This window comes from Mesorhizobium sp. LSHC420B00, from assembly GCF_000503055.1.
In the GTDB taxonomy this organism is placed as follows: Bacteria; Pseudomonadota; Alphaproteobacteria; order Rhizobiales; family Rhizobiaceae; genus Mesorhizobium.
Genome location: NZ_AYVY01000029.1, coordinates 1 through 22,369, shown reverse-complemented (window position 1 = coordinate 22,369; position 22,369 = coordinate 1). Strand labels below are relative to the sequence as shown.

The window sequence follows — 22,369 nt, the reverse complement described above, 5'->3', positions numbered from 1 at the left end:
ACGATTCACGGTTTAGCGTCCAGCTTGATTTCGTCCAATAAAACGTCGCCACAATTGACTACCTGCTGCCCTACTGTTCATTCGCCTTGCCACGCGCCTTGGGCAAGAATTGTCCCAACTTCCGCGCCGGCTTCGCAATAAGCGCATAGTCGACCGGACCTGATCCGAGCCATCGGCGCCGGGAACGCAGCGCTTCCAGATTGTGCTCAATGTGCGAACGGAGGCTCTTCGTGCTGGCTCCCCCGATCATCATGTCGACAAGGACCTGATCGATCGTGGCGACCCTGAATCCATGGAGTTCGACGGCTCTGAGCATCCAGTCGTAGTCGGAGGACACTTTGAGAGTCAGATCGAACGGCCCGACCTTCTCGGCAACGCCGCGCCGAACGTAGAAGGTGGGGTGGGCAGGCATCCACCCAGAGCGGAATCCATCATGAGGTCTCGGCTCTGCCCGCCACCGGCGGAGCACCCGCTTGCTTTGATGATTGTTGACGAAGTCGAGATGACCGTGGGCAATGTCGTTTTCGGCTAATGCCTCGCTGATCTTGCTGAGCACGGAAGTGTCATGAAATGCGTCGTCCGCGTTAAGGGCGCCGATTGCCTCGCCCGTGCAAAGCGCAAGCCCCTTGTTCAGCGCGTCATACATGCCGTGGTCCGGTTCGCTGATGACCTGCAATCCTTGTCCAGCATAGGAGCGGACAATCGCGAGCGTTTCGTCGGTCGAAGCCCCGTCGACGACGATCAATTCCTTGTCCTGGTGATCCTGGGCAAAGAAACTGTCGAGCGTATGACGAATCGTTGCCGCCGAATTCCAGCAGACTGTTAGAACGGAAATCTTCATGTTCGCGGAGGCTCGTCGCGGCTACCGGGCCGCCTTGCGGTTGTGCTCTTCGTCAAGCCGGCGATGCTCGAATTCGCGCGCCACCACCTTGAGGTCGGATTGAACCATCTCGCGCACCATCTCATCTAGCGACGTCGTCGCCTTCCAGCCAAGGATCCGTTCGGCCTTTGAAGGGTCACCGAGCAGCAGGTCGACCTCGGTCGGCCGGAAATAGCGCGGATCGACCTCGACCAATATTCTGCCGGTTTTCGTGTCGACACCCTTTTCGTCAACCCCGGAACCGTTCCAGTTAATGCGGACCCCAACTTCGGCGAAGGCGAGTTCGACAAATTTCCGAACGGAGTTCTTGATCCCTGTGGCCAGCACATAGTCGTCCGGGGTTTCCTGCTGAAGGATCCTCCACATGCCTTCGACATAGTCGCGCGCATGTCCCCAATCGCGCTCGGCAGACAGGTTACCGAGATAAAGCTTGTCCTGAAGGCCGAGGCTGATAGCCGCGGCGGCTCGGGTGATCTTGCGGGTCACGAACGTCTCGCCCCGCATTGGGCTTTCGTGGTTGAACAAAATACCGTTGGAAGCGTGAATTCCATAGGCCTCGCGGTAGTTCACCGTGATCCAGTAGCCATAGATCTTCGCGGCCGCATAGGGAGAACGAGGGTAAAAAGGAGTCGTTTCCTTCTGTGGAACCTCCTGCACCTTGCCATAGAGCTCGGAAGTCGATGCCTGATAGAAGTGCGTCTTTTTAGTCAGGCCAAGCAGCCGGATGGCTTCCAGAAGCCGCAATGTGCCGATCGCGTCGGCATTCGCCGTATATTCCGCGGTCTCGAAGCTCACCTGGACATGCGATTGCGCCGCGAGATTGTAGATCTCGTCCGGCTGCACTTCCTGGATTATGCGGATCAGGTTCGTCGCATCGGTCATGTCGCCATAGTGCAACGAAAAATTGACGCCGGTTTCATGCGGGTCCTGGTAGAGATGATCAATACGGCCCGTATTGAAAGACGACGAACGCCGCTTGATGCCGTGGACAGCATATCCCTTGGCGAGCAGGAGGTCGGCGAGATAAGCACCGTCCTGGCCAGTGATGCCCGTAATTAGCGCGGTTTTTCGACTCATTTCATACCCTTCGGCAGCTTTAAACACATGATGGCCAAGCATTGTCCTGGCGCTGTGTTCGACAGATAAATTTTGATGGAGGCAACTTCAGCACGGTCTCTATCGAGATCCGAACCCGCTTAGCAGAGTCTTCAACGTTCTCAACACGATGACGAAATCAAGCCACGGCGAGAAATTCTTGATGTAATAGAAGTCATAGTGCAGCTTCTCGGTCTCGTCGTCGTCTTCCGACACATATCCTTGATTCACCTGAGCCCACCCTGAAATTCCGGGACGAACGATATTTCGGTAGCGGTAGAATGGCAACGCCAGCGAATAGTGGGATGATAACACTGTCGCCTCAGGGCGAGGGCCGATCCAGCTCATTTCCGAACGAACGATATTTATCAGCTGCGGCAGTTCGTCAATTCTGCTTCTGCGAAGGAAGCGGCCGAGCCGGGTAACCCTGCTGTCACCCTGTTTGGTGACGGCGAGACTGCGAACGTTTGCCGCCCCAGGTTCACTGACGGTCATCGTTCGGAACTTGTAGACCGTAAAGGATTTTCCGCCGAAACCGAGGCGCTCCTGGCGAAATATGGCAGGTCCGGGAGATTCCAACCTGATCATCAGAGCGATCAACAACAGGAACGGCGCCAGCACAATCAGCGCCAACAGCGCACAGACCCAGTCGATCGCCTGTTTGATCTTGATATAGGCCTGGTTTGGATTGATGGAGCCTAGCGTGTTTTCGGACAAATGCTCGATTTCGACGCGACCAGTCAGCGACTCGGTGATTTGCTTGACATGGTAGACCGGAACTCCTGCAAGCGCCCGATCGGCTATGTAGCGCTCCCAATCGTCGGACAGATCCGCGCGCAGATCGGCAACGACGCCGTTGACGCGTTCTATGATCATGTCAGGGGAGACTAGCCAATGCCAGTTCACCCCGCCTATTTCCGCAAGACGACTAACGGCGCCGCCCGGAACCACAGCAAGACTGTAAGGGTCAAGGCGACGGCTTATGATGGTCAGCACAAAGTACCAGAGAATTGACAACGTCAAGCTGCTGGCTGCCTGGAAACCGCTATATTCAATTCGCGATAAGAAAATGACCAAATAGACGAACCCATACGACAATGCGAATGTCGGAAAGATGTAACCCGAAGCCGCAATGCCCGGGAAATTACCTATCCGGCGAAAGGCGAAATAACCTATTGTATGCGCGACGATGCCCGCCAAAATCGTGATCTGCAAGTTGGTATAGTATAGAATTGAAGAATCAAATGAAATCCTGGTCAGCACAGGGAGGAAGATTGCGAAAGCCAAACCGCCTAGGAGTTGGAATCTTACCCTGTGCACGAGGTGCCGCTGTCTTGGCCGATTCATCATAACTATATTCAAGTCAAATGCTCTCTTGCGGGACTACTGAGTCCAAATCTCTTCCAAATGCGCCTTGGCCGCTTCCATTGTTCTAGGCAGGACTTTTAGCCTTGGCGATTCGAACTCCAGGAGGCCTTGCTGGACATTCACTGGACTAGGTGCCGCTCTCGGCCGACGCTCGAATAGGCTATGCCTTCCTTCACGACGTCCTCGCCGCGGTACACGTTTCGCAGATCAACCATAACCGGCGTCGCCATGAGTGCACGGAGCCGCTTCAGATCCAATGACCGAAACGCGTTCCACTCGGTGACGATGACGATCGCATGCGAGCCCTCGGCTACTGCATAGGCGCTTTCCCCGAATGCAATGCCTTCGATCATCTTGCGTGCCTGCTCCATGCCGACTGGATCATAGGCCTTGATCGAAGCGCCCGCATCCTTGAGTGCCTGAATGATGGCCAATGAGGGGGCATCGCGCATATCGTCGGTGTTCGGCTTGAACGTAAGGCCGAGGATACCGATGGTCTTGCCGCGAACCGAGCCGCCGCAGGCCTCGACCACCTTGCGAGCCATGGCCCGTTTGCGCTGGTCATTTATCGAGACCGTCGTTTCAATAAGCCGCACGGGGCTTGCCGCGTCCTGGGCGGTCTTGACCAGTGCCAGCGTATCTTTCGGGAAACAGGAGCCACCGTAGCCCGGCCCGGCATGAAGAAACTTTGCGCCGATGCGATTGTCCATGCCGATGCCGCGCGCGACATCCTGCACATCGGCCCCTAGCCGCTCGCAGAGATCGGCTATTTCGTTGATGAAGGTGATCTTCATGGCCAGAAACGCGTTGCCGGCATATTTGGTAAGCTCCGCCGTACGTCGGCTCGTATAGAATATCGGCGCGGCATTCAACGAGAGTGGGCGGTAGATCTCGCCCATGACCGCTTTGGCCCTTTCGGCATCGGTCCCGACAATAATGCGGTCGGGCCGCTTGAAGTCCTCGATCGCCGATCCTTCGCGAAGAAACTCCGGATTAGAGACCACCGCAAAATCGGCGGCCGGATTTTGCTCGCGGATGATCCGCTCCACCTCATCGCCGGTACCGACGGGGACGGTCGATTTCGTCACCACGACCGTAAACCCCTTGAGTGCGCGACCAACTTCGGCGGCCGCGTCGTAGACGAAGGACAGATCGGCATGCCCGTCGCCACGCCGTGACGGCGTCCCCACGGCGATGAAGACTACATCCGATTGAGAAACCGCATCCGCCAGATTGTCGTCGAAACGCAAGCGGCCTTGCAGGGTGTTGGTGGTGACAAGGTCGTCGAGCCCCGGCTCGTAGATCGGTATCTTGCCGAGTTTGAGCATGGCAAGCTTTTCCGCATCCCGGTCGACGCAGCAGACCTGATGGCCAAAGTCGGCGAAGCAGGCGCCCGAGACGAGCCCTACATAGCCGGCACCAATCATTGTTATTCGCATACCGCGTACTCCCAATCGGCGCCGATGAGATGATCTCGCCAGACAGCGCCTATTCCCCACCGAACGACGGCTACCGCACTCCCGGGTGAAACCCGAGAGCGCGTCGTACAACAATTTACATCACGACGCCGCCTTGATGTTGCGGCTACGCGATTGCTACGAGATCCCTGGCATCCAAGTCGACAGGGATTTCGCCATTCATGATGGCCACCAGAACCCGGGCTCGTCCAGCTGGATCGAGCCGGTCAAGGCGACCGATCGTTTCCGCGAGAGGGCCCGAAAGGATTCGGACCGAGGCGCCCGCTGCGAGGCCTCCACTGAAATCAAGCAGCCCGTCCTTACCGGTCAATGCAATGAAACGCTCTACCAGACCCGAGGGGACCGGCAAAGGCCGGTCGCCTTGCGTGACGAGGGAACGCACACCGAATGTTCCATTGACCGAGCGCCAACGTTGCAGCGCAACGTCAAGGGCGATGAACATATAACCCGGGAAATACGCCGCAGACCGGGTTTCGAGCCGCCGGGCATGACGCACGGTTTTCTCGCAGCGAGGCACAAAGGGCTCGAATCCCTGGATCCGGAGATGCCGCTCGGCGACATGCTCCTTCCCGGGAAAGACGCTGGCCGCATACCAGCGCGTTGCCGGCGCGGCGGTCGGCTCAGGCGACAGGGCTGTTGCCTTGCTCGTTGTTTTTTCCGCGCTACTCACGTGTCTTCCTTCGGCGGTCGGCGCATGATCTCAGGTCAACGGTTGCGACAGTGTGTGGATACCAGCAAGCAACCAAGCCACTAGAGTCAAGGCGGTTGGGTTAAGAATTTCCTACACATTGTCCAGAAATTTAGCTGTGCCTAAATAATCATCGAGCCGCTTTCTTTTTCAGCTGGCTGAGATGCTATGTCGAGCAATTTATTTCCATACGTAGGTGCTTGGTCACGCTGGTCGTCACGAATCGCTCGTTGGTTCTGGTACTTAGTCCGTCGACTTGAAGCTAATGTGACGGATGGCGTCGCGCACAAGCCTGCCGCCAGCGACAAAGATCCTGCACGGCCACACCAACTACGGCGAAAAATCACTGTCGCGCAGAACAGGTTATCACCGCTCGACCGGCTTCACGACCGCTTCAGCAGCGACCAGACAGCCGGCACCAGGCTCGCGGCCAGCGCAACCTTGATCAGATCACCGACGATAAAGGGCAACACCCCGAACTGCCAGGATTTTTCCGGGCCGATCAACAGCGCCAGCCAGGCAAAGCCCATTGCCATCATGACGATCTCGGCCACCAGCGTGGCATTGAAGAGCTTGATAGGATGGCGATCCCAGCCACGGTCGGCAGCCCAGCCGACGATCGCCGCCATGACGACGAAGCCGGCTAGATAACCGCCGGTCGAACCGAGCATGTAAGCGATACCAATGCCCTTTTCGGGCGTGCTCTGGAAGACCGGAAGGCCCAATGCGCCCTCGACCATGTAGAGAAGTAGCGTGGCGACGCCGAGGCGCATGCCGAAGGAGGCAGCGATCAGGAAGACGGCGAGCGTCTGCATCGAGATATCGACCGGTCCGAGCATGACCTTGGTCTTGGCAGACAAGATCAGCAGCAGAGTTCCGGCGATCGCCAGCAAAAGCTGTCCTGCCAGCCGGGCAGCGCCTTTTTCAGGCAAAGCGAGAGAAATGAGCGGACGCATCGTCGTTGCAATAGCCATGGTCTTCCCCGTTCCGGATTGCCGCCGTACGCGGCCCTTGCGTTTTCCTATATTGGCTTCCGTGCTATGCGGCAATCGGTTTTGCCCTCCCCCCAAAAAAGGTCGCGACGTTCGCATGGCGCTGAAATTCGACACACGCTTCGATCCTGCCTATGGCAAGGGCGTGACCGTTGCGCCCGACGTACTTCGGATCACCGCCAAGAACCCCAGCCCGTTCACCTTTCACGGAACCAACAGCTATATCGTCGGGTGCGAGACGCTGGCGGTGATCGACCCCGGTCCCGATGACGAGGCGCACCTTCGAACACTGCTCGAAGCGATCGGGACCAGGCCGGTCAGCCATATCTTCGTCAGCCACACGCATCGCGACCATTCGCCGCTGGCGGCGCGGCTGAAGCAGCATACCGGTGCGGCGGTTCTGGCCGAAGGCCGGCATCGCCCGGCGCGGCCATTGCGTACCGGCGAGGTCAATCCGCTCGATGCCAGCGCCGACACCGACTTTGTTCCTGATATCGCGCTGCCGGACGATATGGTGATCGACGGCGACGGCTGGGCGATCCGGACGGTGCTGACGCCCGGCCATACCGCCAATCACGCGGCCTTCGCGCTGGAGGGAACCGGCATCCTTTTCTCGGCCGATCACGTCATGGCGTGGGCAACCACGATCGTCGCGCCGCCGGATGGCGCGATGGCCGACTACATGACATCGCTCGATCGGCTGATCGAACGTGACGACCGGCTGCTGCTGCCCGGTCATGGTGGGCCGGTGACCGAGCCGCGCAGCTTCATGCGCGGATTGAAAACGCATCGCAAAATGCGCGAACGCGCAATTCTGGAGCGGATCAACAACGGCGACCGGACAATCAAGGACATGGTGGAGGCGATCTATCGAGACACCGACCCGCGCCTGCATGACGCCGCCGGCCTGTCGGTGCTTGCCCATCTGGACGATCTGGTAGCGCGTGGCTTGGTCCACTCCGATGGCGCGCCGGCTATCGGCGGCATCTATTCGCCGGCAACGTAGCACACTGGGGATTTCATTCCGCCGGCGCCACGCCCACCTGGCCGGCGACTTCCTGGTCGAGTTCGGCAAGGAAATCGGTGATGCGCGCTGCATTGTCGCCAAGGTCGTAGCGGCCGTAACGCGAGGCCGAGCGCATATCGACGATGACCGCATCGCCGTCGTCGGTCACGCGGATGGCGACATCGGCGGGAAGACCAAGCAGCAAGCTCTTGGCCAGCGCATCGACAGTCACGTCGCTTTGCCCTGCTGCGTCGGGAAACGGCGCCGTGAGCTGCCAGCCGCGCCGATCGAGCACAGTTTTGACCGCCTCCAGAACGCGATCGAAAGGCAAGGTGTAGCTGCGTCCGGTGACAAGCGGATACGCCTCGGTTTGCAGGCGCTGCTCGCCGGGCGTCGGCGGCAAAAGCTCGTTCATACCCTTTGTCCGCGTAGAAATATCGAGCGCCGGCGGGTCGTCCAAATCCGTGGAAATGTCGCGCAGCGGCGGATAGGTCGCCGCCCAACAGGCCGCGACGGCGTAAGGGATGAGCACCAGAAGCGCCAACAAGGCCCCGACGGTCAGATCGTGGCCGCCGCGATCACCGAAATTCCACAATCGCGCAAAGGCAAACCCGGCGAACAAAAGCGCAAAGGCGGCCAGTAAGGCGACAATGCCGAGCACCCACAGGAAAGCCGGCGTCTCGACGAGATCATATCGGTGCCCGATGAGAACCGTCAGCAGCAGGACCGCCGAAAAAGCGCCGGCACGCCGCGACCAACCGGCAGCCCTCGACGTTTGTCGCTCGGGAATTACCATCATTGTTTTCTGCGTTGCCCCAACCCGAACAAAGGCATAGTGCCTTTCAGCGGCGGCTTGAAGGCGAAAAGACGCCGCATCTCCGGTCAATCCGTCGGCAGGCGATAGTCCCGGAACTGCTGGCGCAAGGTGATCTTCTGGATCTTGCCGGTGGCGGTGTGCGGTATTTCGCTGACAAAGGCGACGTCGTCCGGCATCCACCACTTCGCCAACTTGCCGTCCATGAAAGCGAGGATGTCGGTCTTGGTCGGCTCCCTGCCCGGCTTGAGGACGATCACGAGCAAAGGCCGCTCGCCCCATTTGGAATGCGGAATGCCGATGGCGGCGGCCTCCGCCACGTCCGGATGGCTGACCGCGAGGTTCTCGAGTTCGATGGTCGAGATCCATTCGCCGCCCGACTTGATCACGTCCTTGGCGCGATCGGTGATCTGCATGTAGCCACCGGGGTCGATATGCGCGACATCGCCGGTATCGAACCAGCCTTGTTCATCGAACTGTTCGGATCCGATGCCGCCATAATAGGAGCACGCGACGGCCGGCCCGCGGACCTTGAGCCGGCCAAAGGTCTTGCCATCCCACGGCAGTTCGTTGTCGCTGTCGTCCGTCACCTTCATTTCGATGCCGAACGGCGTAAAGCCCTGCTTCTGCTGGACGTCGAGGCGGGGCTCGCCCTTCAGCCCGGCATAGTCGGGCTTCAGGGTGCACAACGTGCCGAGCGGCGACATCTCGGTCATGCCCCAGGCGTGGACGACCTGGACATCGTAATTGTCCTGGAACTTCGTCGTGAGCGCGCGTGGACAGGATGCGCCGCCGATGACGACTTTCTGCAGATAGGGAAGTTTCTTGCCGGTGTCTTCCAAATGCTGGAGGAGCATCATCCACACCGTCGGCACGGCGGCGCTGAAGGTCACCTTCTCGGTGTCGAGCAGCTCGTAGAGCGAAGCGCCATCCATCTTGCAGCCGGGCATGACCAGCTTGGCGCCAATCATCGGCGCGCTCTGGGCAAGGCCCCAGGCGTTGGCGTGGAACATCGGCACGACCGGCAATATGGTATCGCGTGACGACAGGCCCATGGCGTCCGGCATCGCGGCGATCATGGCGTGCAGCACGTTCGAACGATGGCTGTAGAGGACGCCCTTCGGGTCGCCCGTCGTGCCCGAGGTGTAGCACATGCCGGCGGCGGTGTTTTCATCGAATGTCTTCCAGGCGAAGTTGCCGTCGGCTTCAGCAAGCCATTCTTCATAGGCGACGACCTTTGGTAGCGCAGTCTTGGGCAAATGCGCCTTGTCGGTCAGCACGATAACCCGCTTCAGCGATTTGACCGCGCCGGCGATCTTTTCGAGCAGCGGCAGGAAGGTCAGGTCGACGAAGATCGCCTTATCCTCGGCATTGTTCATGATCCAGGTGATCTGCTCGGGAAAGAGCCGCGGGTTGAGCGTGTGATAGATCGCGCCGACACCCATGATGCCGTACCAGGCCTCGATGTGGCGCGCGGTGTTCCAGGCCAGTGTTGCGATGCGGTCGCCAAGCCCGAAACCGTCACGCTCGAGCCGCTCGGCGACCCTCAGGGCACGGTGATGAATTTCGGCATATGTGCTGCGTACGATCGGCCCCTCGATCGAGCGCGACACGATCTCGCGCCGGCCGTGCTGCCGCTCGGCATTGTCGATCAGCTTGTGGCAAAGCAGCGGCCATTCCTGCATCAGCCCGAGCATCTTGTTCCTCCTGTTATTTTTTGCGCCATTGTGGAACGAACCGGCGGATTGTCCAGCCATGACCGGGCTGGAGCGGTGCATAGAGCGAAATGAGGCCGAATTCGCCACAATCCGGCCATGCTCGGCGTTAACGTTGATTAACGGGCGGGGCGCGATTGGCGAATGAAAGAGGTTCGCATGGACGCGCAGCTCGACGACGAAGCACTCGAAAATACGCTTGCGGAAAGTCTGGCCGATCTGGTGGCGACCGATGTGGCGCCGGCCGATCTGGTTCCCGGGGCCAAAACCGTTTCCGAAGATGAATTCGTCGAGGTCGTCGGCGGCGCCCTCGAGGCGGTCGGCGGCACGCTCTTGTTCAAGATGTGCGTCGAGAACGAGGGCGAAGCCCAGCACGTCGCCGCCGCATCGGTCGGCGATGGCGGCAATCGCCAGTTCCTGCTGCTCAGCTTGCCGACCAGCGGTGGCGCGCTGAAGGTCGAGACCACCGCGAAAAGCACCAATCCGGTGGCCGGCATTGCCGCCGCCTATGCCGGGCTGATGGACGCATTCCAGGCCGCCGCCTGAGTTTTCGGCGAAGCCGAACAAAGAGGCGAGACTTCCGCCGCGGGCGACGCCCGCCGGGTGGCAGGCAGGTCTTGCGCAAGGCTCTTGCCAGACACATTTTGAGGTTGAGGCAAGGAGATCCGACATGGACCACATCGCAAACCCGGCACCCGGCTTTCAGCGCAATCCGGGCAAGACGGTCACCGTCGAGCCTTACAAGGGCACCGTGACGGTGCGCGCCGGCGATGTCGTCATCGCCTCGTCCAGCAAGGTCAAGGTGCTGACCGAACCGCCCTATCCCCCCGTTTTCTACATTCCGTTTGACGACATCGACTTCAAGCAGCTTGGCAAGACCGAACACTCGACCCATTGCCCCTACAAGGGCGATGCCAGCTATTGGAGCGCGCTGCCCGCCGGCCATGCAGGCAAGGATGCGATGTGGGCCTATGAGCAGCCCTTCGACGAGATGGCGGACATCCGCGATTACGGCGCGTTCTATCCAAACAAGGTGACGATCGACGCCACGTCCGACTGATCAATCGGTGGTGCCTTCATCGCCAACGCCGTCCGCATCGTCGAGCCGCACGAAGGTAAGACCCTTGTCCTTCAGCGCCAGAAGGCCTTGCACCACGCCTTCGCCGGCCGCATGGGTCGGCTGGTTGATGTGAGCGATGATGACGTCGCCGTCCTTTGCCGCGGCGATGCGCCGGGCGGTCTCTTTTGCACCGAGCAAAGAGCCGCCGTCGCCGTTGATCGAGAATCCGGCGATCTTGAAACCAAGCTTGCGTATCATCGCGATTGCCGACGGGCTGTATTCGGCGGTTGCGCCACGAAACCATTTCGGCACCGGCTCGCCGGTCACGGCAAGAGCGGCGGCGCCGGATTCGACCTCGGCCAGCACGGCCTCCGGGCTGCCGGCACTGCGAATGCCGTAGATCTTTTGCGGCGTGTCGACGGCCGGGATGTGGCGGCCGCCATGGTTTTCCAATTCAAACAGTTCGGGATGCGCCCGCATGATCTCGATGGCGGCGGCGTTGTGCTTCAGCCAGATGCCGGTGACGAAAATGGTGGCGGGAATCTCGTTTTCCACCAGCGCCGAGAGAATCCGTGTGTCGGTCTTTCCGCCGCAGGCATCGAGCGTCAGCGCGACGCGGCCGCTACCTGCCTCGGACTTGATGTGCAGCGTCGGTTCGACGAGCAACTGGGCGTTGCCGGGCGAGATAGCCGACAGCGATATCGCAACCACGCAAAAATGCTTTTGGAACAGGCGCATTGATTGTTTCCGGGTCGGCCAGATCAAGAGTGAAGCGGCGACCCCAGGACCCGCATCAAGGCGGAAATCGGGACGATGCCCCTGCAAAAGCGTCTGCAGCGGCAATTTGACCGCCGGCCTGACCTTTGGCAAGCGCGAGGTCACAATGCGTGCTCCACGTCCTTAACCGTACGTGAAAGGATCGCGCGCACCGCGCCGGCAACCGCTTTGACCTCAAGTCGCCAGACGCTGCAAGCCTTGCTCGCATCGGTCCGGCGGCACAGGCTCCTGGCTATGGACTCGCAAGTATCGAGGGCCGCGGCGTAACCCTGGCCACGGCGACAGGACCTCAGACGGCCGGGTCGGTCAGGCCGAAGGACCGACAACCGGCGTTCCCGCGGCGGCGGCCATGTGCTTGGGCCACTCTCGTGCCCCAGAAACAGGCGTGCTTGGCCGGGGACAGCCAGCAGCGTTGCCAGTGACAGAGCCCCGACCACGTTGACGACCGGCGAACCGGCCTTGGCGGCGATGCGCTCGGCAGATGCCCGTTCATCGAGGCCGCCGACAAGCAGGAAGTCCAACCCGGTCTGTCGCGAGATCTCGTCGATCGCCAGCGCAAAACGTTCCGGTTGCCATTGCCTCCCCGGAAGCTCGCTCCCGCATGAACGGCTATGAAGGCGTTACGCCGATTATGATCCCGGTCGAGAAGCGCCAATGCCCTGGCGGTCTCCAACGGCAGCGGCTCAATCGTTGGGACCTGCGCACGCAACTCCACGCCAAGCGCCTCAGCGGCGAAAGATATCGGTAGAGATAATACTGGCCACCAAAGCCAAACGGCTTGGCTGCGACGTTGGCGGGCTGGCGTTCCAGCCAGCGCAACGGCTTTCGGGAGGATCGTATCCGACGCGGGTCTTGGCATTGACGAGCCTGACCGATGGTGCGTGAGATTTTGGAATCGGCCACGTCGATGGTCAGATCGAACTGTAACCGGCGCGGAGCGCGCGCCAACGTGTAAGGCTCGCGACCACGCTGCACAGGAGTGCAACGCATCCGTGCGCGCCGGAACGCCACCACGTCCGAGGCGACGCCATGAGCCATCAGGCACCGGCAAAAGTCCGCCTCGCAAAGGAACACGATCCTGGCCCTTGGATATTGGAGGCGCAGGTTACTGGCGAGCGCGGAGGCGAGGACAAGATCGCCGATGAATTCGTCTGGAGGAATCGAGCGGACGTGCGTGGGCGGGTACTGCAACACCTGTTTCTGGCACCGGGACGGGTTTGGGGCCTGGAAACTGGGCAGAAATGATGTCGGGATTTGGAGCCGTCACGCGAACGTTCGCGTGAATTTGGTTACGAATTGGTAAGGACAGAAGCTGGTGGATTCCAACGCTGATCCGCAGCCGTTCTTTGCAGCCTGCGCCGCCGATTGCGCGGCGCATCTGTTCCAGATCGAGCAGATCAAAGTCGAGGGAGCGATCCCAAAAGCGCCATCACGGCGCCAGGCCACAGTGCGTGCTGCAAGTCAGTAACCGTGCGTTAAAGGCTCTCGTCACCGCGCTAACATCCGATCGATCCCAAGTCGTCAGACGCAGGTTTTGTTCTCACTGCCAGTTCCTTGGTCACGCATACTATAAAATGGATCAAACCTGCTCCACGACAGACTATTGCCATCCGAAGCGCCGGCTTAAACCTGCCGTCGTATGAGCCGGCACTGATGCTGATCCTGTTGCAGACTTGTTAGTTTACCGAGGGTTGTCCTGTGGCTTTTCTTGGCCTTGAGACTTCGACCACCAGACAAAATACAGCGAGCCCATCTTCATCACAGGCACGCGGCGGTCGCGTTCCCTGGCTCGCAACTCACGATAGGTCTTCATCTTCAGAGTGCCGCCCGGCAACCTGATACGCACTGCCATCGGTCCAACTCCCGTTGTGCAACGCAGCAATTTTATGCAATGCGGTGAATAGAGACCTTCCGTTACGGAAGAGTCAACAGCATCATCATCAACTTATTTTGCGAGCTGGCCCGCGCAGGCGGGCGGGCAGGCGCATGCCAGGCCGAAAGAATTGGGGCGTCACCCTGGCGACCGATCGTCAATCAGGCGCTGGCGGTTCGACCACCAAGTAAAATAAACCCGGCCGATCTTGACGACGGGTATGCGGCGGGCGCGCTCGCGATCGCGCAATTCGCGATACACCTTCACCTTCAGCGTGCCGCCAGGCATCCTGATACGCACCGCCATCGATTCCGCCGCCCCANAATTCGCGATACACCTTCACCTTCAGCGTGCCGCCAGGCATCCTGATACGCACCGCCATCGATTCCGCCGCCCCATTGTGCAATGCAGCACAAGAGACCTTCCGTCTCGGAAGAGTCAACGCCTGTCCGCGGACTATTTCTGGGGTTAGTCGAGCGGTCTCGGACGTTTTGGCGCGCACGGCGGTTCCTGATCCTGCACCGGGGCGTCATGCCCAGCCGGGATCGTCGGGTGCGGGGGCTATTTCCTGGGCGAGGACTTGTTGGGCGAGGATGGGCGATCGGACATGCCGCTCGGCCACCAGATGACGAAATAATTGCCGACCTGCCAAACCGGCACCTCGCGCTTCTGCTCGCGACGCCGCAGCTCGTCCCTCTTCTTGATCTTCAAAGTCCCGCCCGGAAGCCTGATTCTTATCGTCACGTGTCCTCCCCGTACCCCCCAAGGTACGAACGATAGACGGGGACGGTTTCATCCCGGCTAAGTAATTTCGTCCAGGTCGAGCAATTTCGGGGCCGGTAGACGCAGCGCGCCGGACCACAGCGAGATCGCCGGAACCGGCTTCATTTGAAGAAATCCGCAATGCCGTTGATGGCCAGCACCACATAGACGATCGGACCGGCGACAAATGCGCAATAGAGGCAGAGGATCGCCGCCAGCACCAGCAGCAGCGGCTTGTCGCGGCCGACCGCGCGGAGTTCGGCCTTCACCGTCCAGCGGGCCGCAGCGGTTTGTTCATCATCAGACATGTTCACCATCCCGCGCCCCATTTCACACGGCGGGTCGAAAACATCAACCTTGCTTGCTGCGCGGAGGGATCCACTATGCAGTGCAACATTCTTGCTGTGCATCCAAAGGGTCGCGATGCCCCAAGCTCGGCGCCAGGCAGCAAGAATTTCCGTGGTCACCGTGCTTATCTGTCCGAATCCCTTCGATCAGATTTGGCTTTCGCAGCCAGTACCGCCGCCTGCGCGGCAGCCAGCCTGGCGATCGGCACCCGGTAGGGCGAGCACGAGACGTAGTCGAGGCCGACCTTTTCGCAGAAATGGATCGACGCCGGGTCGCCGCCATGTTCGCCGCAAATGCCGAGCTTGATGTCGGGCCGCGTCGCCCTGCCCTTCTCTGCCGCCATCCGCACCAGCTCGCCGACGCCGTCTATGTCAAGCGACACGAACGGATCCTGCTCGATGATGCCTTTTTTCCGGTAAGTCTCGAGAAACGAAGCCGCATCGTCGCGCGAGATGCCAAACGTAGTCTGGGTCAGATCGTTGGTGCCGAAGGAGAAGAATTCGGCCGCATCGGCGATGACGTGGGCGCGGATCGCGGCACGCGGCAGTTCGATCATCGTGCCTGTCAGATAATCGATCCTGACGCCGGTCTCCTGCATCACGCTTTTGGCGACGGCGTCGATGCGAGCCTTGACGAAGTCGAGTTCCTTCACCAGCCCCACCAGCGGCACCATGATCTCCGGCACCACCAGCGCGCCGGCCTTCCTGCCGGCCTCGATGGCCGCCTCGAAAATGGCGCGCGCCTGCATCTCGGCGATCTCGGGATAGGAGACGGCAAGCCGGCAACCGCGATGGCCGAGCATCGGATTGAACTCGTGCAGCGCCTCGGTGCGGCGCCGGAGCTTGTCCGGGGACACGTTCATGGCAGCAGCCACCTCGGCCACCTCCTCTTCGGATTTTGGCAGGAATTCGTGCAGCGGCGGATCGAGCAGTCGGATCGTCACCGGCAGCCCGGCCATGATCTCGAACAGTTCGAGGAAATCCGAGCGCTGCATCGGCAACAGCTTGGCCAGCGCCGTTCGCCGGTCCTTTTCCGTATCGGCCAGGATCATCTCGCGCATGGCAATGATGCGATCGCCGTCGAAGAACATGTGCTCGGTGCGGCAAAGCCCGATGCCTTCGGCGCCGAAGGAGCGCGCCATGCGCGCATCGAGCGGCGTCTCGGCATTGGTGCGCACCTTCATGCGGCGCGCGCCGTCGGCCCATTCCATAATGGCGACGAAATCGCCCGAAAGTTCGGGCTGCAGCATCGGTACCGCGCCCTTCAGCACCTGGCCGTTGGAGCCGTCGATGGTGATCACGTCGCCCTTGCGGAAGGTCGCTCCCATCGCCATCAGCGTGCCGGCTTTGTAGTCGACGCGCAGCGAGCCGGCTCCTGAGACGCAAGGCTTGCCCATGCCGCGCGCCACCACGGCGGCGTGGCTGGTCATGCCGCCGCGCGTCGTCAGGATGCCTTGGGCCGCATGCATGCCGTGAATGTCCTCGGGGCTGGTCTCGATGCGCACCAGGATCGCCTTGCGGCCTTGCGCCTTGGCCTCCTCGGCGTCATTGGAGGAAAAGACGACCTCGCCGGTGGCAGCACCCGGCGAAGCCGGCAGGCCGACGCCGATGATATCGCGCGCCGCCTTCGGATCGATGGTCGGATGCAGCAGCTGGTCGAGCGAGGCCGGGTCGATGCGGGCGACGGCTTCCTCCTTCGAGATCAGTCCGTCTCTGGCCATGTCGACGGCAATCTTCAGCGCCGCCTTGGCGGTTCGCTTGCCGGACCTGGTCTGCAGCATCCACAATTTGCCGCGCTCGATGGTGAATTCGAGATCCTGCATGTCGCGGTAATGTTTTTCCAGGCGGTCGGAGATACTGACGAAAGCCTGGAAGGCGTCCGGCATCAGCTTCTGCAGCGACGGCTTGTCGGAGCCGGCGGCAATACGCGCGGCCTCGGTGATGTTTTGCGGCGTGCGGATGCCGGCAACGACATCCTCGCCCTGCGCGTTGACCAGGAACTCGCCATAAAGCTGCTTTTCGCCGGTCGACGGATTGCGCGTGAAGGCAACGCCGGTGGCCGAGGTATCGCCCATATTGCCGAAGACCATGGCCTGGACATTGACCGCAGTGCCCCAGCTTTCGGGAATGTCGTGCAGGCGCCGATAGGTGATCGCGCGGTTGTTCATCCAGCTGGAAAACACCGCGCCGATGGCGCCCCAAAGCTGCTCGTGCGGATCCTGCGGAAACGGCTTGCCGAGCTCCTCCTCGACCTTCGCCTTATAGAGCGCAATCACGCCTTGCCATTCGATGGCTGTCAGCTCGGTGTCGAGCTCATGGCCAAGCCCGCCCTTCTGGTCTTCGAGGATTTCCTCGAACACCTCATGGTCGAGGCCCATGACGACATCGGAATACATCTGGATGAAACGGCGGTAGCTGTCATAGGCAAAGCGCGGATCGCCTGAATCGGCGGCCAAGGCTTCGACCGTCTCGTCATTCAGGCCGAGATTGAGCACGGTGTCCATCATGCCTGGCATCGAGGCGCGCGCACCTGAGCGAACCGACACCAAAAGCAGTTTCGAGGGATCGCCGAAACGGCGCCCGGTCAGCCGACCGACATGTTCGAGCGCGACCGCAACGTCCGCTTCGAGCGAAGCCGGGTACGTGTGGCCGTTGGCGTAATAGGCGTTGCAGACCTCGGAGGTGATGGTGAAGCCCGGCGGCACCGGCAGGCCCAGGCTGCACATTTCGGCCAGGTTGGCGCCCTTGCCGCCGAGCAGATTGCGGTCGCCGGCACGGCCTTCCGCGGCGCCGTCGCCAAAAATGTAGACCCACTTGGTCATGCTTGCTCCCCGGTTGCAGGAGATTGGAAATACTGACAAATCGAGCGATATGATGCTGCAGTGCGAAAGGCAAGGCATCGACCAAGCCGGCCGGCCTCTACAATCGATTAATGAAAAGCGGCGTCGAAAAGACTTGCTTTTTGGAAGGCTTTGTTTAGAACATAACGAGAACAAAGGGCAGAACGACGAGAATGACCGGCAAGCTCGATTATCTGGAAATGCCAGCGACAGGCGGAACGCTGGACAGCTTGAAGGCTTTCTACAGCGCGGCCTTCTCATGGTCGTTCACCGATTACGGGCCGACCTATTCAGCTTTTGCCGAAGGGCTAGACGGCGGTTTTCAGGCGGATGGCCAAGATGCGCCGGCCAAGCCGCTGCCCGTGCTCTATTCCGAAAGGCTGGAGGAAACATTAAGCGCCGTCGAGAATGCCGGCGGCACTGTCGTCAAGCCGATCTTTTCATTCCCCGGCGGCAGGCGGTTCCATTTCGTCGATCCGGCCGGCAATGAAATGGCTGGGTGAATAGGTCCGTCAAAGTGACGATTGCAAAACTGGTGAATCGGTCGCGCATAGTCGATATGTCGGCATTGAGCTTTCTCCCGGCTCGTCCTATAAGGCCGCGCGCACAGCGGGCACGCTCCGGCTGTTGGGGCGTCGCCAAGTGGTAAGGCATCGGTTTTTGGTACCGACATTCCCAGGTTCGAATCCTGGCGCCCCAGCCAGTTCTCCAATTCTGACGATCCCCCGAGTCGTAATCTCAGTTGCAGACACCTTGGTCGCGGACTGGTATCTGCGGTATCTGTCCACAACAAATTGGTGTCTCCGGCAGAGAGCGCGATCCGGCTGGCATCTTAGTTAATGTCGGCTCAATTGGCCGGCAGTCAAATGCATCTTGTGGAGAAAAGCAGTTTTTCTACCCCGGCTTGGCGTTCGATCTTATAGTTTAGACTTTTATAATCCAAAACATCAGATTTTTTCGTTTTTCTGAAGAGTGTCAGCACCTCCAACACTTCTTCATTGATAATATTCATAGTCGTCAAGTAATTTTAATAAAAATTTAAATTGTTTGTTAAATAAACTATTGAGTATAATTGTGTATTATCGGCGATAGATAAGATGTCATAAAAATATCGACAAACATCCATCAGAAACAACGTGAGCATCTCTGCAATCAAATTCGTTTTTTATCCCACAAGGCCGACTATCCGGAAATATATTTTTCGACGCAATGTGACAATCCTGCCACCGATCAACCATTCTATCAGGGCGTGCAGGTATGTGATTTGGCGCTAATACACACCTTCTAGTAGGCAGACATTCGCGGGGCGCTATCGAATCAAAATGAGGGATTATGGATGGCGACTCTCCATTACACGTCGGGCGGATCCGGCACGGACATTGCAAAAGCCGGATTCAATCTGGCTAGCGTGCAATATGTTGACCAAGTCAACGAGCTGCCAGAGGGCATGAAAGGCTTGGTCTACCTCGACGAGGCCAACGGCGTAACCCAATCCTTTATCGACAAGGTTACTCCTTTCCTCGGCAATCCGAACGTATTTGGGTTCTTCCTGGTTGACGAGCCGGATCCCACCGGCCAATGGGGTACCTACGCCTCTGCAGCGAATCTGAAGGCCGAATCCGATTGGATCCATGAGCATTTCCCAGGCGCCAAGACCTACATCACAATGATGAGCCTGGGGACGTCGGCGAATCCGGATTTTAGGGGCACGTACAATCCCGCCAATACGGGTATCGATTACTACGGCATAGATGTCTATCCCGTCCGCACGGATGGCCCGGTCGACTACAACATGATCGATAAATTCGTCGCCGCCGCTCAGGCATCGGGCATCCCGACGAGCCAGATCGTTCCGGGCTACCAGGCGTTTGGAGGTGGCGAGTATAACACCGACATGGGTGGCAAATATGTGGTGCCCACCGCCGCCCAGATGCAGACCATGATGGAGCACTGGGCCAAGCTGGTTCCGTCACCCGCCTTCGACTACGCATACGCCTGGGGTTCGCAGCGAGGCGACACAGCGTTGGAGAGCTCTTCGGAACTGCAGGCCGTTTTCCGGGAACACAATCTCGCAACGACTGGGACCGCTCCGCCCCCCGTCGACACAAGCGACACCTTGTATGGCACCAGCGGCGACGATGTGTTTCACGGGGCCGGCGGCCACACAATGATAGGCTATGGCGGCAATGACACCTATTATGTCGATGACATCCGCGATAAGGAGATTGAGGCGGCCGGCGGTGGTACCGACAAGGCACTTGCCTCCGTAAGTCACACCCTTGCGGCCGGCTCGGAAATCGAGCTTCTCGCCACGAACAACCCGTCGGGCACGACGGCAATCAATCTCACCGGCAACGAGTTCGCCCAGACCATCCTCGGCAATGCCGGCGCCAACATCATTAACGGCGGCGCCGGCGCTAACACCATCAACGGCCTCGGCGGCGCCGACACGATGACCGGCAAGGGAGGCAACGACATCTATTACGTCGACAACGCCGGCGATAAGGTGATTGAGGCGGTGGGTGGCGGCAACGACAGGGTGTTCACCACGGTAAGCCATGCGCTTTCGACCGGCTCCCAGATCGAGCTTCTCGCCGCAAGGTACCCATCCGACACTACGGCAATCAACCTCACCGGCAACGAGTTCGCTCAGAGCATCCAAGGCAATGCCGGTGCCAATGTCATCAACGGCCTCGGCGGCGCAGACACGATGANCGGCAACGAGTTCGCTCAGAGCATCCAAGGCAATGCCGGTGCCAATGTCATCAACGGCCTCGGCGGCGCAGACACGATGACCGGCAAGGAAGGCAACGACACCTACTATGTCGACAACGCCGGCGACAAGGTGGTTGAGGCGGTAGGCGGCGGCAACGACAAGGTGTTCACTTCGGTGAGCCATGCCCTTTCGGCTGGCTCGCAGGTTGAGTTTCTCGCCACTACGAATCCGTCCGGCACGACGGCCATCAATCTCACCGGCAACGAGTTCGCCCAGACCATCCTGGGCAATGCCGGCGCCAACATAATTAACGGCGGCGCCGGCGCTAACACCATCAACGGCCTCGGCGGCGCCGACACGATGACCGGCAAGGGAGGCAACGACACCTANCCGGCAACGAGTTCGCTCAGAGCATCCAAGGCAATGCCGGTGCCAATGTCATCAACGGCCTCGGCGGCGCAGATATCCTGACCGGTAACGGAGGCAACGATACCTTCATGTTCAATAGCGCGCTTGGAGCCGGCAATATCGACAAGGTCACCGACTTCAACAAGCTCCAGGACAAGATCCACCTCGACGACGCCGTTTTTGCCGGGCTTAAGTTGGGTGGCCTTTCAGCCGATGCTTTCTTTGCTGGCACGGCCGCGCATGATAGCTCCGACCACATCATCTACAACAGCTCAACCGGGGCGCTCTCTTTCGACAGCGACGGGATCGGGGGCATATCTCAAATACAGTTCGCCACTCTCTCTCCTGGTCTGTCGCTTACAGCAGGTTCGTTCCTTGTGATCTGAACGAACCAGAGCGGCGGACCTTCAACGCGAGCCGGTCTGCCGCTCGGTCATTGTTCAAGCACTGGATTCCAAGCGGGATGCCAGTTTTGGCCGTTGCTCTCCCCCTGGAGCTAGTCTTAGTCTAGCGGACGTGCTCTGCCATAACGCGAGCGAGAAAACGGAGTGGTTCCTTTTGGTGAGCGTCCTCCGGAATCATCGCGGCGAGTAGCCTGCCATCCGAGCTCACCTGATCGGCTGTTGCCAGCCTTCCCACCCACGGAACCCACCCTACTGTGACGCAGCACGAATCACGGAGAGCCGCCGTGGCCGACGCATGGGGCAGCTCAAGGCTAAAGGCTCTCCTCAGGACAAGGCGCAAACACAAAGACATTCGAGCGTCGTCTCCGATGAGTGTTCCGCGCTCGTTCCTCGTTCCGGTGATCGCGAGAGATCTTTCTGCACGCCATCTGACACCACGTTGTTGTTCTTTCCAAAACAGGCGTGGATGGCCTCATCAATGTCAATACTGAGATCTGGGGATAGCCCGCCGGCATCAAAAGCGCTCGAATGTCTGCGATTTGTCGTTGCCTTGACCTTGAGCAAAGATGCGGAGCTCCATTCAACTCGCGACACTCAATTATGCGCTCATAGTCGCCGAGGAGGGCAGCTTTCTGCGCGCGGCGCGGCGCGCCGGTATCGATCACTCCGCGCTCAGCCGGCGCATACGCGATCTCGAATACGCGATGGGAACGAGGATATTTCATCGCCATGCGCGCGGCGTTGGCCCAACCCCGGCTGGCGAGCGTTTCCTGGATCGTCTGCGCTCCGTGCTGCTCGAACTGGACAATACTCTCACCCTGGCCAGGACCGGCATCAAAGATGAACAACAAAGGCTTTCCATCTGCTCCCACGGGATGATCCTGGCGGGGCGAGTATTGGGTGCGATTATCGATTTCGGGAAAGGCAATCCAAATGTGAGCGTTAGCTTGATAGAGGGGTCCCACCGCGAGCCTAGGGCTGCTCTGGGCGGCATCGCGGTCGACGTCACCGTGACCTCCTCCTCGCGCTCCAATGGCGGCCCATTCGAACTAATGTTGTGGAAGGATACTCTGGCTGCGTATTCCGATGAAGCCGGCCACCGATTCCGATTTGAAGCCGGCCAGTCATTCCGATTTCATTCCGGCC

Annotated in this window: 23 protein-coding genes and 1 tRNA gene; 10 read left to right on the top strand and 14 right to left on the bottom strand. The window is 59.8% G+C overall.

Annotation, left to right across the window (positions count from 1 at the left end; genetic code table 11):
* Positions 1 to 70: 70 nt before the first annotated feature.
* The 6 genes from X760_RS67295 to X760_RS67270 form a co-directional block, all read right to left on the bottom strand.
* The gene (locus X760_RS67295; RefSeq protein WP_023721767.1) at positions 71 to 841 is read right to left on the bottom strand and encodes a glycosyltransferase family 2 protein; all 771 of its coding nucleotides are present in this window, start codon (positions 839 to 841) and stop codon (positions 71 to 73) included.
* Positions 842 to 862: 21 nt separating this feature from the next.
* Positions 863 to 1,957: a GDP-mannose 4,6-dehydratase gene (gene gmd / locus X760_RS67290; protein ID WP_036245637.1), complete on the bottom strand. Its 1,095-nt coding sequence runs from the start codon at positions 1,955 to 1,957 to the stop codon at positions 863 to 865.
* 99 nt (positions 1,958 to 2,056) lie between these two features.
* A complete protein-coding gene (locus X760_RS67285; RefSeq protein WP_245278712.1) occupies positions 2,057 to 3,175 on the bottom strand; it encodes a sugar transferase in 1,119 nt (372 codons plus the stop codon).
* A gap of 287 nt (positions 3,176 to 3,462) precedes the next feature.
* Positions 3,463 to 4,782 carry a UDP-glucose/GDP-mannose dehydrogenase family protein gene (locus tag X760_RS67280; protein WP_023721764.1) on the bottom strand — a complete coding sequence of 440 codons (1,320 nt, stop codon included), beginning with the start codon at positions 4,780 to 4,782 and terminating at the stop codon, positions 3,463 to 3,465.
* A 145-nt stretch (positions 4,783 to 4,927) separates the two neighbouring features.
* Positions 4,928 to 5,491 (bottom strand): transcription termination/antitermination NusG family protein, encoded by a 564-nt coding sequence (locus X760_RS67275; RefSeq protein WP_023721763.1) that lies wholly within the window; start codon positions 5,489 to 5,491, stop codon positions 4,928 to 4,930.
* A 401-nt stretch (positions 5,492 to 5,892) separates the two neighbouring features.
* Positions 5,893 to 6,483 (bottom strand): biotin transporter BioY, encoded by a 591-nt coding sequence (locus X760_RS67270; protein WP_023721762.1) that lies wholly within the window; start codon positions 6,481 to 6,483, stop codon positions 5,893 to 5,895.
* Between the two features lie 115 nt (positions 6,484 to 6,598).
* On the opposite strand from X760_RS67270, the gene X760_RS67265 reads away from it, so the two are divergent.
* On the top strand, positions 6,599 to 7,507 hold the full coding sequence (locus tag X760_RS67265) for an MBL fold metallo-hydrolase (protein ID WP_023721761.1): 909 nt from the start codon (positions 6,599 to 6,601) through the stop codon (positions 7,505 to 7,507).
* Between the two features lie 13 nt (positions 7,508 to 7,520).
* Here the strand turns inward: X760_RS67265 and X760_RS67260 are convergent, their stop codons facing one another.
* Together X760_RS67260 and X760_RS67255 are read right to left on the bottom strand one after the other, a co-directional pair.
* Positions 7,521 to 8,306 carry a DUF1499 domain-containing protein gene (locus tag X760_RS67260; RefSeq protein ID WP_023721760.1) on the bottom strand — a complete coding sequence of 262 codons (786 nt, stop codon included), beginning with the start codon at positions 8,304 to 8,306 and terminating at the stop codon, positions 7,521 to 7,523.
* Positions 8,307 to 8,389: 83 nt separating this feature from the next.
* Entirely contained in the window at positions 8,390 to 10,018 is a 1,629-nt protein-coding gene (locus tag X760_RS67255; RefSeq protein ID WP_023721759.1) for a fatty-acid--CoA ligase, read from the bottom strand.
* A 177-nt stretch (positions 10,019 to 10,195) separates the two neighbouring features.
* Here X760_RS67255 and X760_RS67250 point away from each other — a divergent pair, with 177 nt between their 5' ends.
* Together X760_RS67250 and X760_RS67245 are read left to right on the top strand one after the other, a co-directional pair.
* Positions 10,196 to 10,582 carry a hypothetical protein gene (locus X760_RS67250; protein WP_023721758.1) on the top strand — a complete coding sequence of 129 codons (387 nt, stop codon included), beginning with the start codon at positions 10,196 to 10,198 and terminating at the stop codon, positions 10,580 to 10,582.
* Positions 10,583 to 10,706: 124 nt separating this feature from the next.
* Positions 10,707 to 11,096, top strand: a complete 390-nt coding sequence (locus X760_RS67245; RefSeq protein WP_023721757.1) for a DUF427 domain-containing protein — start codon at positions 10,707 to 10,709, stop codon at positions 11,094 to 11,096.
* On the opposite strand, the gene X760_RS67240 is transcribed toward X760_RS67245, so the two are convergent.
* A complete protein-coding gene (locus tag X760_RS67240) occupies positions 11,097 to 11,834 on the bottom strand; it encodes a polysaccharide deacetylase family protein (RefSeq protein WP_023721756.1) in 738 nt (245 codons plus the stop codon).
* A 1,068-nt stretch (positions 11,835 to 12,902) separates the two neighbouring features.
* Between X760_RS67240 and X760_RS77390 the strand changes: the two genes are divergently transcribed.
* Both X760_RS77390 and X760_RS76660 read left to right on the top strand, forming a co-directional pair.
* On the top strand, positions 12,903 to 13,118 hold the full coding sequence (locus X760_RS77390; RefSeq protein WP_084642967.1) for a hypothetical protein: 216 nt from the start codon (positions 12,903 to 12,905) through the stop codon (positions 13,116 to 13,118).
* Positions 13,119 to 13,188: 70 nt separating this feature from the next.
* Positions 13,189 to 13,341, top strand: a complete 153-nt coding sequence (locus tag X760_RS76660) for a hypothetical protein (protein ID WP_023721753.1) — start codon at positions 13,189 to 13,191, stop codon at positions 13,339 to 13,341.
* A gap of 213 nt (positions 13,342 to 13,554) precedes the next feature.
* Here the strand turns inward: X760_RS76660 and X760_RS77385 are convergent, their stop codons facing one another.
* The 5 genes from X760_RS77385 to ppdK form a co-directional block, all read right to left on the bottom strand.
* Entirely contained in the window at positions 13,555 to 13,725 is a 171-nt protein-coding gene (locus tag X760_RS77385) for a hypothetical protein (RefSeq protein ID WP_023721752.1), read from the bottom strand.
* A gap of 159 nt (positions 13,726 to 13,884) precedes the next feature.
* A complete protein-coding gene (locus X760_RS77380; RefSeq protein WP_023721751.1) occupies positions 13,885 to 14,052 on the bottom strand; it encodes a hypothetical protein in 168 nt (55 codons plus the stop codon).
* Between the two features lie 255 nt (positions 14,053 to 14,307).
* A complete protein-coding gene (locus X760_RS67230) occupies positions 14,308 to 14,490 on the bottom strand; it encodes a hypothetical protein (protein ID WP_031194824.1) in 183 nt (60 codons plus the stop codon).
* A gap of 140 nt (positions 14,491 to 14,630) precedes the next feature.
* Positions 14,631 to 14,975 carry a hypothetical protein gene (locus X760_RS78280; RefSeq protein WP_245278711.1) on the bottom strand — a complete coding sequence of 115 codons (345 nt, stop codon included), beginning with the start codon at positions 14,973 to 14,975 and terminating at the stop codon, positions 14,631 to 14,633.
* Positions 14,976 to 14,980: 5 nt separating this feature from the next.
* Positions 14,981 to 17,677, bottom strand: a complete 2,697-nt coding sequence (gene ppdK / locus X760_RS67220; protein ID WP_023721748.1) for a pyruvate, phosphate dikinase — start codon at positions 17,675 to 17,677, stop codon at positions 14,981 to 14,983.
* A 191-nt stretch (positions 17,678 to 17,868) separates the two neighbouring features.
* On the opposite strand from ppdK, the gene X760_RS67215 reads away from it, so the two are divergent.
* From X760_RS67215 to X760_RS67200, 5 genes are all read left to right on the top strand, one after another.
* Positions 17,869 to 18,198, top strand: coding sequence for a glyoxalase (locus X760_RS67215; protein WP_023721747.1), 330 nt, complete (start codon positions 17,869 to 17,871; stop codon positions 18,196 to 18,198).
* 125 nt (positions 18,199 to 18,323) lie between these two features.
* Positions 18,324 to 18,398 (top strand) — tRNA-Gln (locus X760_RS67210).
* Positions 18,399 to 19,142: 744 nt separating this feature from the next.
* Positions 19,143 to 20,882, top strand: a complete 1,740-nt coding sequence (locus X760_RS76655) for a calcium-binding protein (protein ID WP_245278710.1) — start codon at positions 19,143 to 19,145, stop codon at positions 20,880 to 20,882.
* Positions 20,825 to 21,205 carry a calcium-binding protein gene (locus X760_RS78275; protein ID WP_348633253.1) on the top strand — a complete coding sequence of 127 codons (381 nt, stop codon included), beginning with the start codon at positions 20,825 to 20,827 and terminating at the stop codon, positions 21,203 to 21,205. The genes X760_RS76655 and X760_RS78275 overlap by 58 nt, the downstream gene beginning before the upstream one ends.
* Positions 21,206 to 21,789: 584 nt before the next feature.
* The coding region (locus X760_RS67200) for a LysR family transcriptional regulator (RefSeq protein ID WP_023721744.1) at positions 21,790 to 22,369 on the top strand (580 nt) is incomplete at its 3' end.

Excerpts from the sequence above, each read along its gene's own strand:
- X760_RS67295 (WP_023721767.1), bottom strand. The coding sequence starts at position 841 with ATGAAGATTTCCGTTCTAACAGTCTGCTGGAATTCGGCGGCAACGATT.
- gmd (WP_036245637.1), bottom strand. The coding sequence starts at position 1,957 with ATGAGTCGAAAAACCGCGCTAATTACGGGCATCACTGGCCAGGACGGT.
- X760_RS67280 (WP_023721764.1), bottom strand. The coding sequence starts at position 4,782 with ATGCGAATAACAATGATTGGTGCCGGCTATGTAGGGCTCGTCTCGGGC.
- X760_RS67270 (WP_023721762.1), bottom strand. The coding sequence starts at position 6,483 with ATGGCTATTGCAACGACGATGCGTCCGCTCATTTCTCTCGCTTTGCCT.
- X760_RS67265 (WP_023721761.1), top strand. The coding sequence starts at position 6,599 with ATGGCGCTGAAATTCGACACACGCTTCGATCCTGCCTATGGCAAGGGC.
- X760_RS67260 (WP_023721760.1), bottom strand. The coding sequence starts at position 8,306 with ATGATGGTAATTCCCGAGCGACAAACGTCGAGGGCTGCCGGTTGGTCG.
- X760_RS67255 (WP_023721759.1), bottom strand. The coding sequence starts at position 10,018 with ATGCTCGGGCTGATGCAGGAATGGCCGCTGCTTTGCCACAAGCTGATC.
- X760_RS67250 (WP_023721758.1), top strand. The coding sequence starts at position 10,196 with ATGGACGCGCAGCTCGACGACGAAGCACTCGAAAATACGCTTGCGGAA.
- X760_RS67245 (WP_023721757.1), top strand. The coding sequence starts at position 10,707 with ATGGACCACATCGCAAACCCGGCACCCGGCTTTCAGCGCAATCCGGGC.
- X760_RS67240 (WP_023721756.1), bottom strand. The coding sequence starts at position 11,834 with ATGCGCCTGTTCCAAAAGCATTTTTGCGTGGTTGCGATATCGCTGTCG.
- X760_RS77390 (WP_084642967.1), top strand. The coding sequence starts at position 12,903 with ATGAGCCATCAGGCACCGGCAAAAGTCCGCCTCGCAAAGGAACACGAT.
- X760_RS77385 (WP_023721752.1), bottom strand. The coding sequence starts at position 13,725 with ATGGCAGTGCGTATCAGGTTGCCGGGCGGCACTCTGAAGATGAAGACC.
- X760_RS77380 (WP_023721751.1), bottom strand. The coding sequence starts at position 14,052 with ATGGCGGTGCGTATCAGGATGCCTGGCGGCACGCTGAAGGTGAAGGTG.
- ppdK (WP_023721748.1), bottom strand. The coding sequence starts at position 17,677 with ATGACCAAGTGGGTCTACATTTTTGGCGACGGCGCCGCGGAAGGCCGT.
- X760_RS67215 (WP_023721747.1), top strand. The coding sequence starts at position 17,869 with ATGACCGGCAAGCTCGATTATCTGGAAATGCCAGCGACAGGCGGAACG.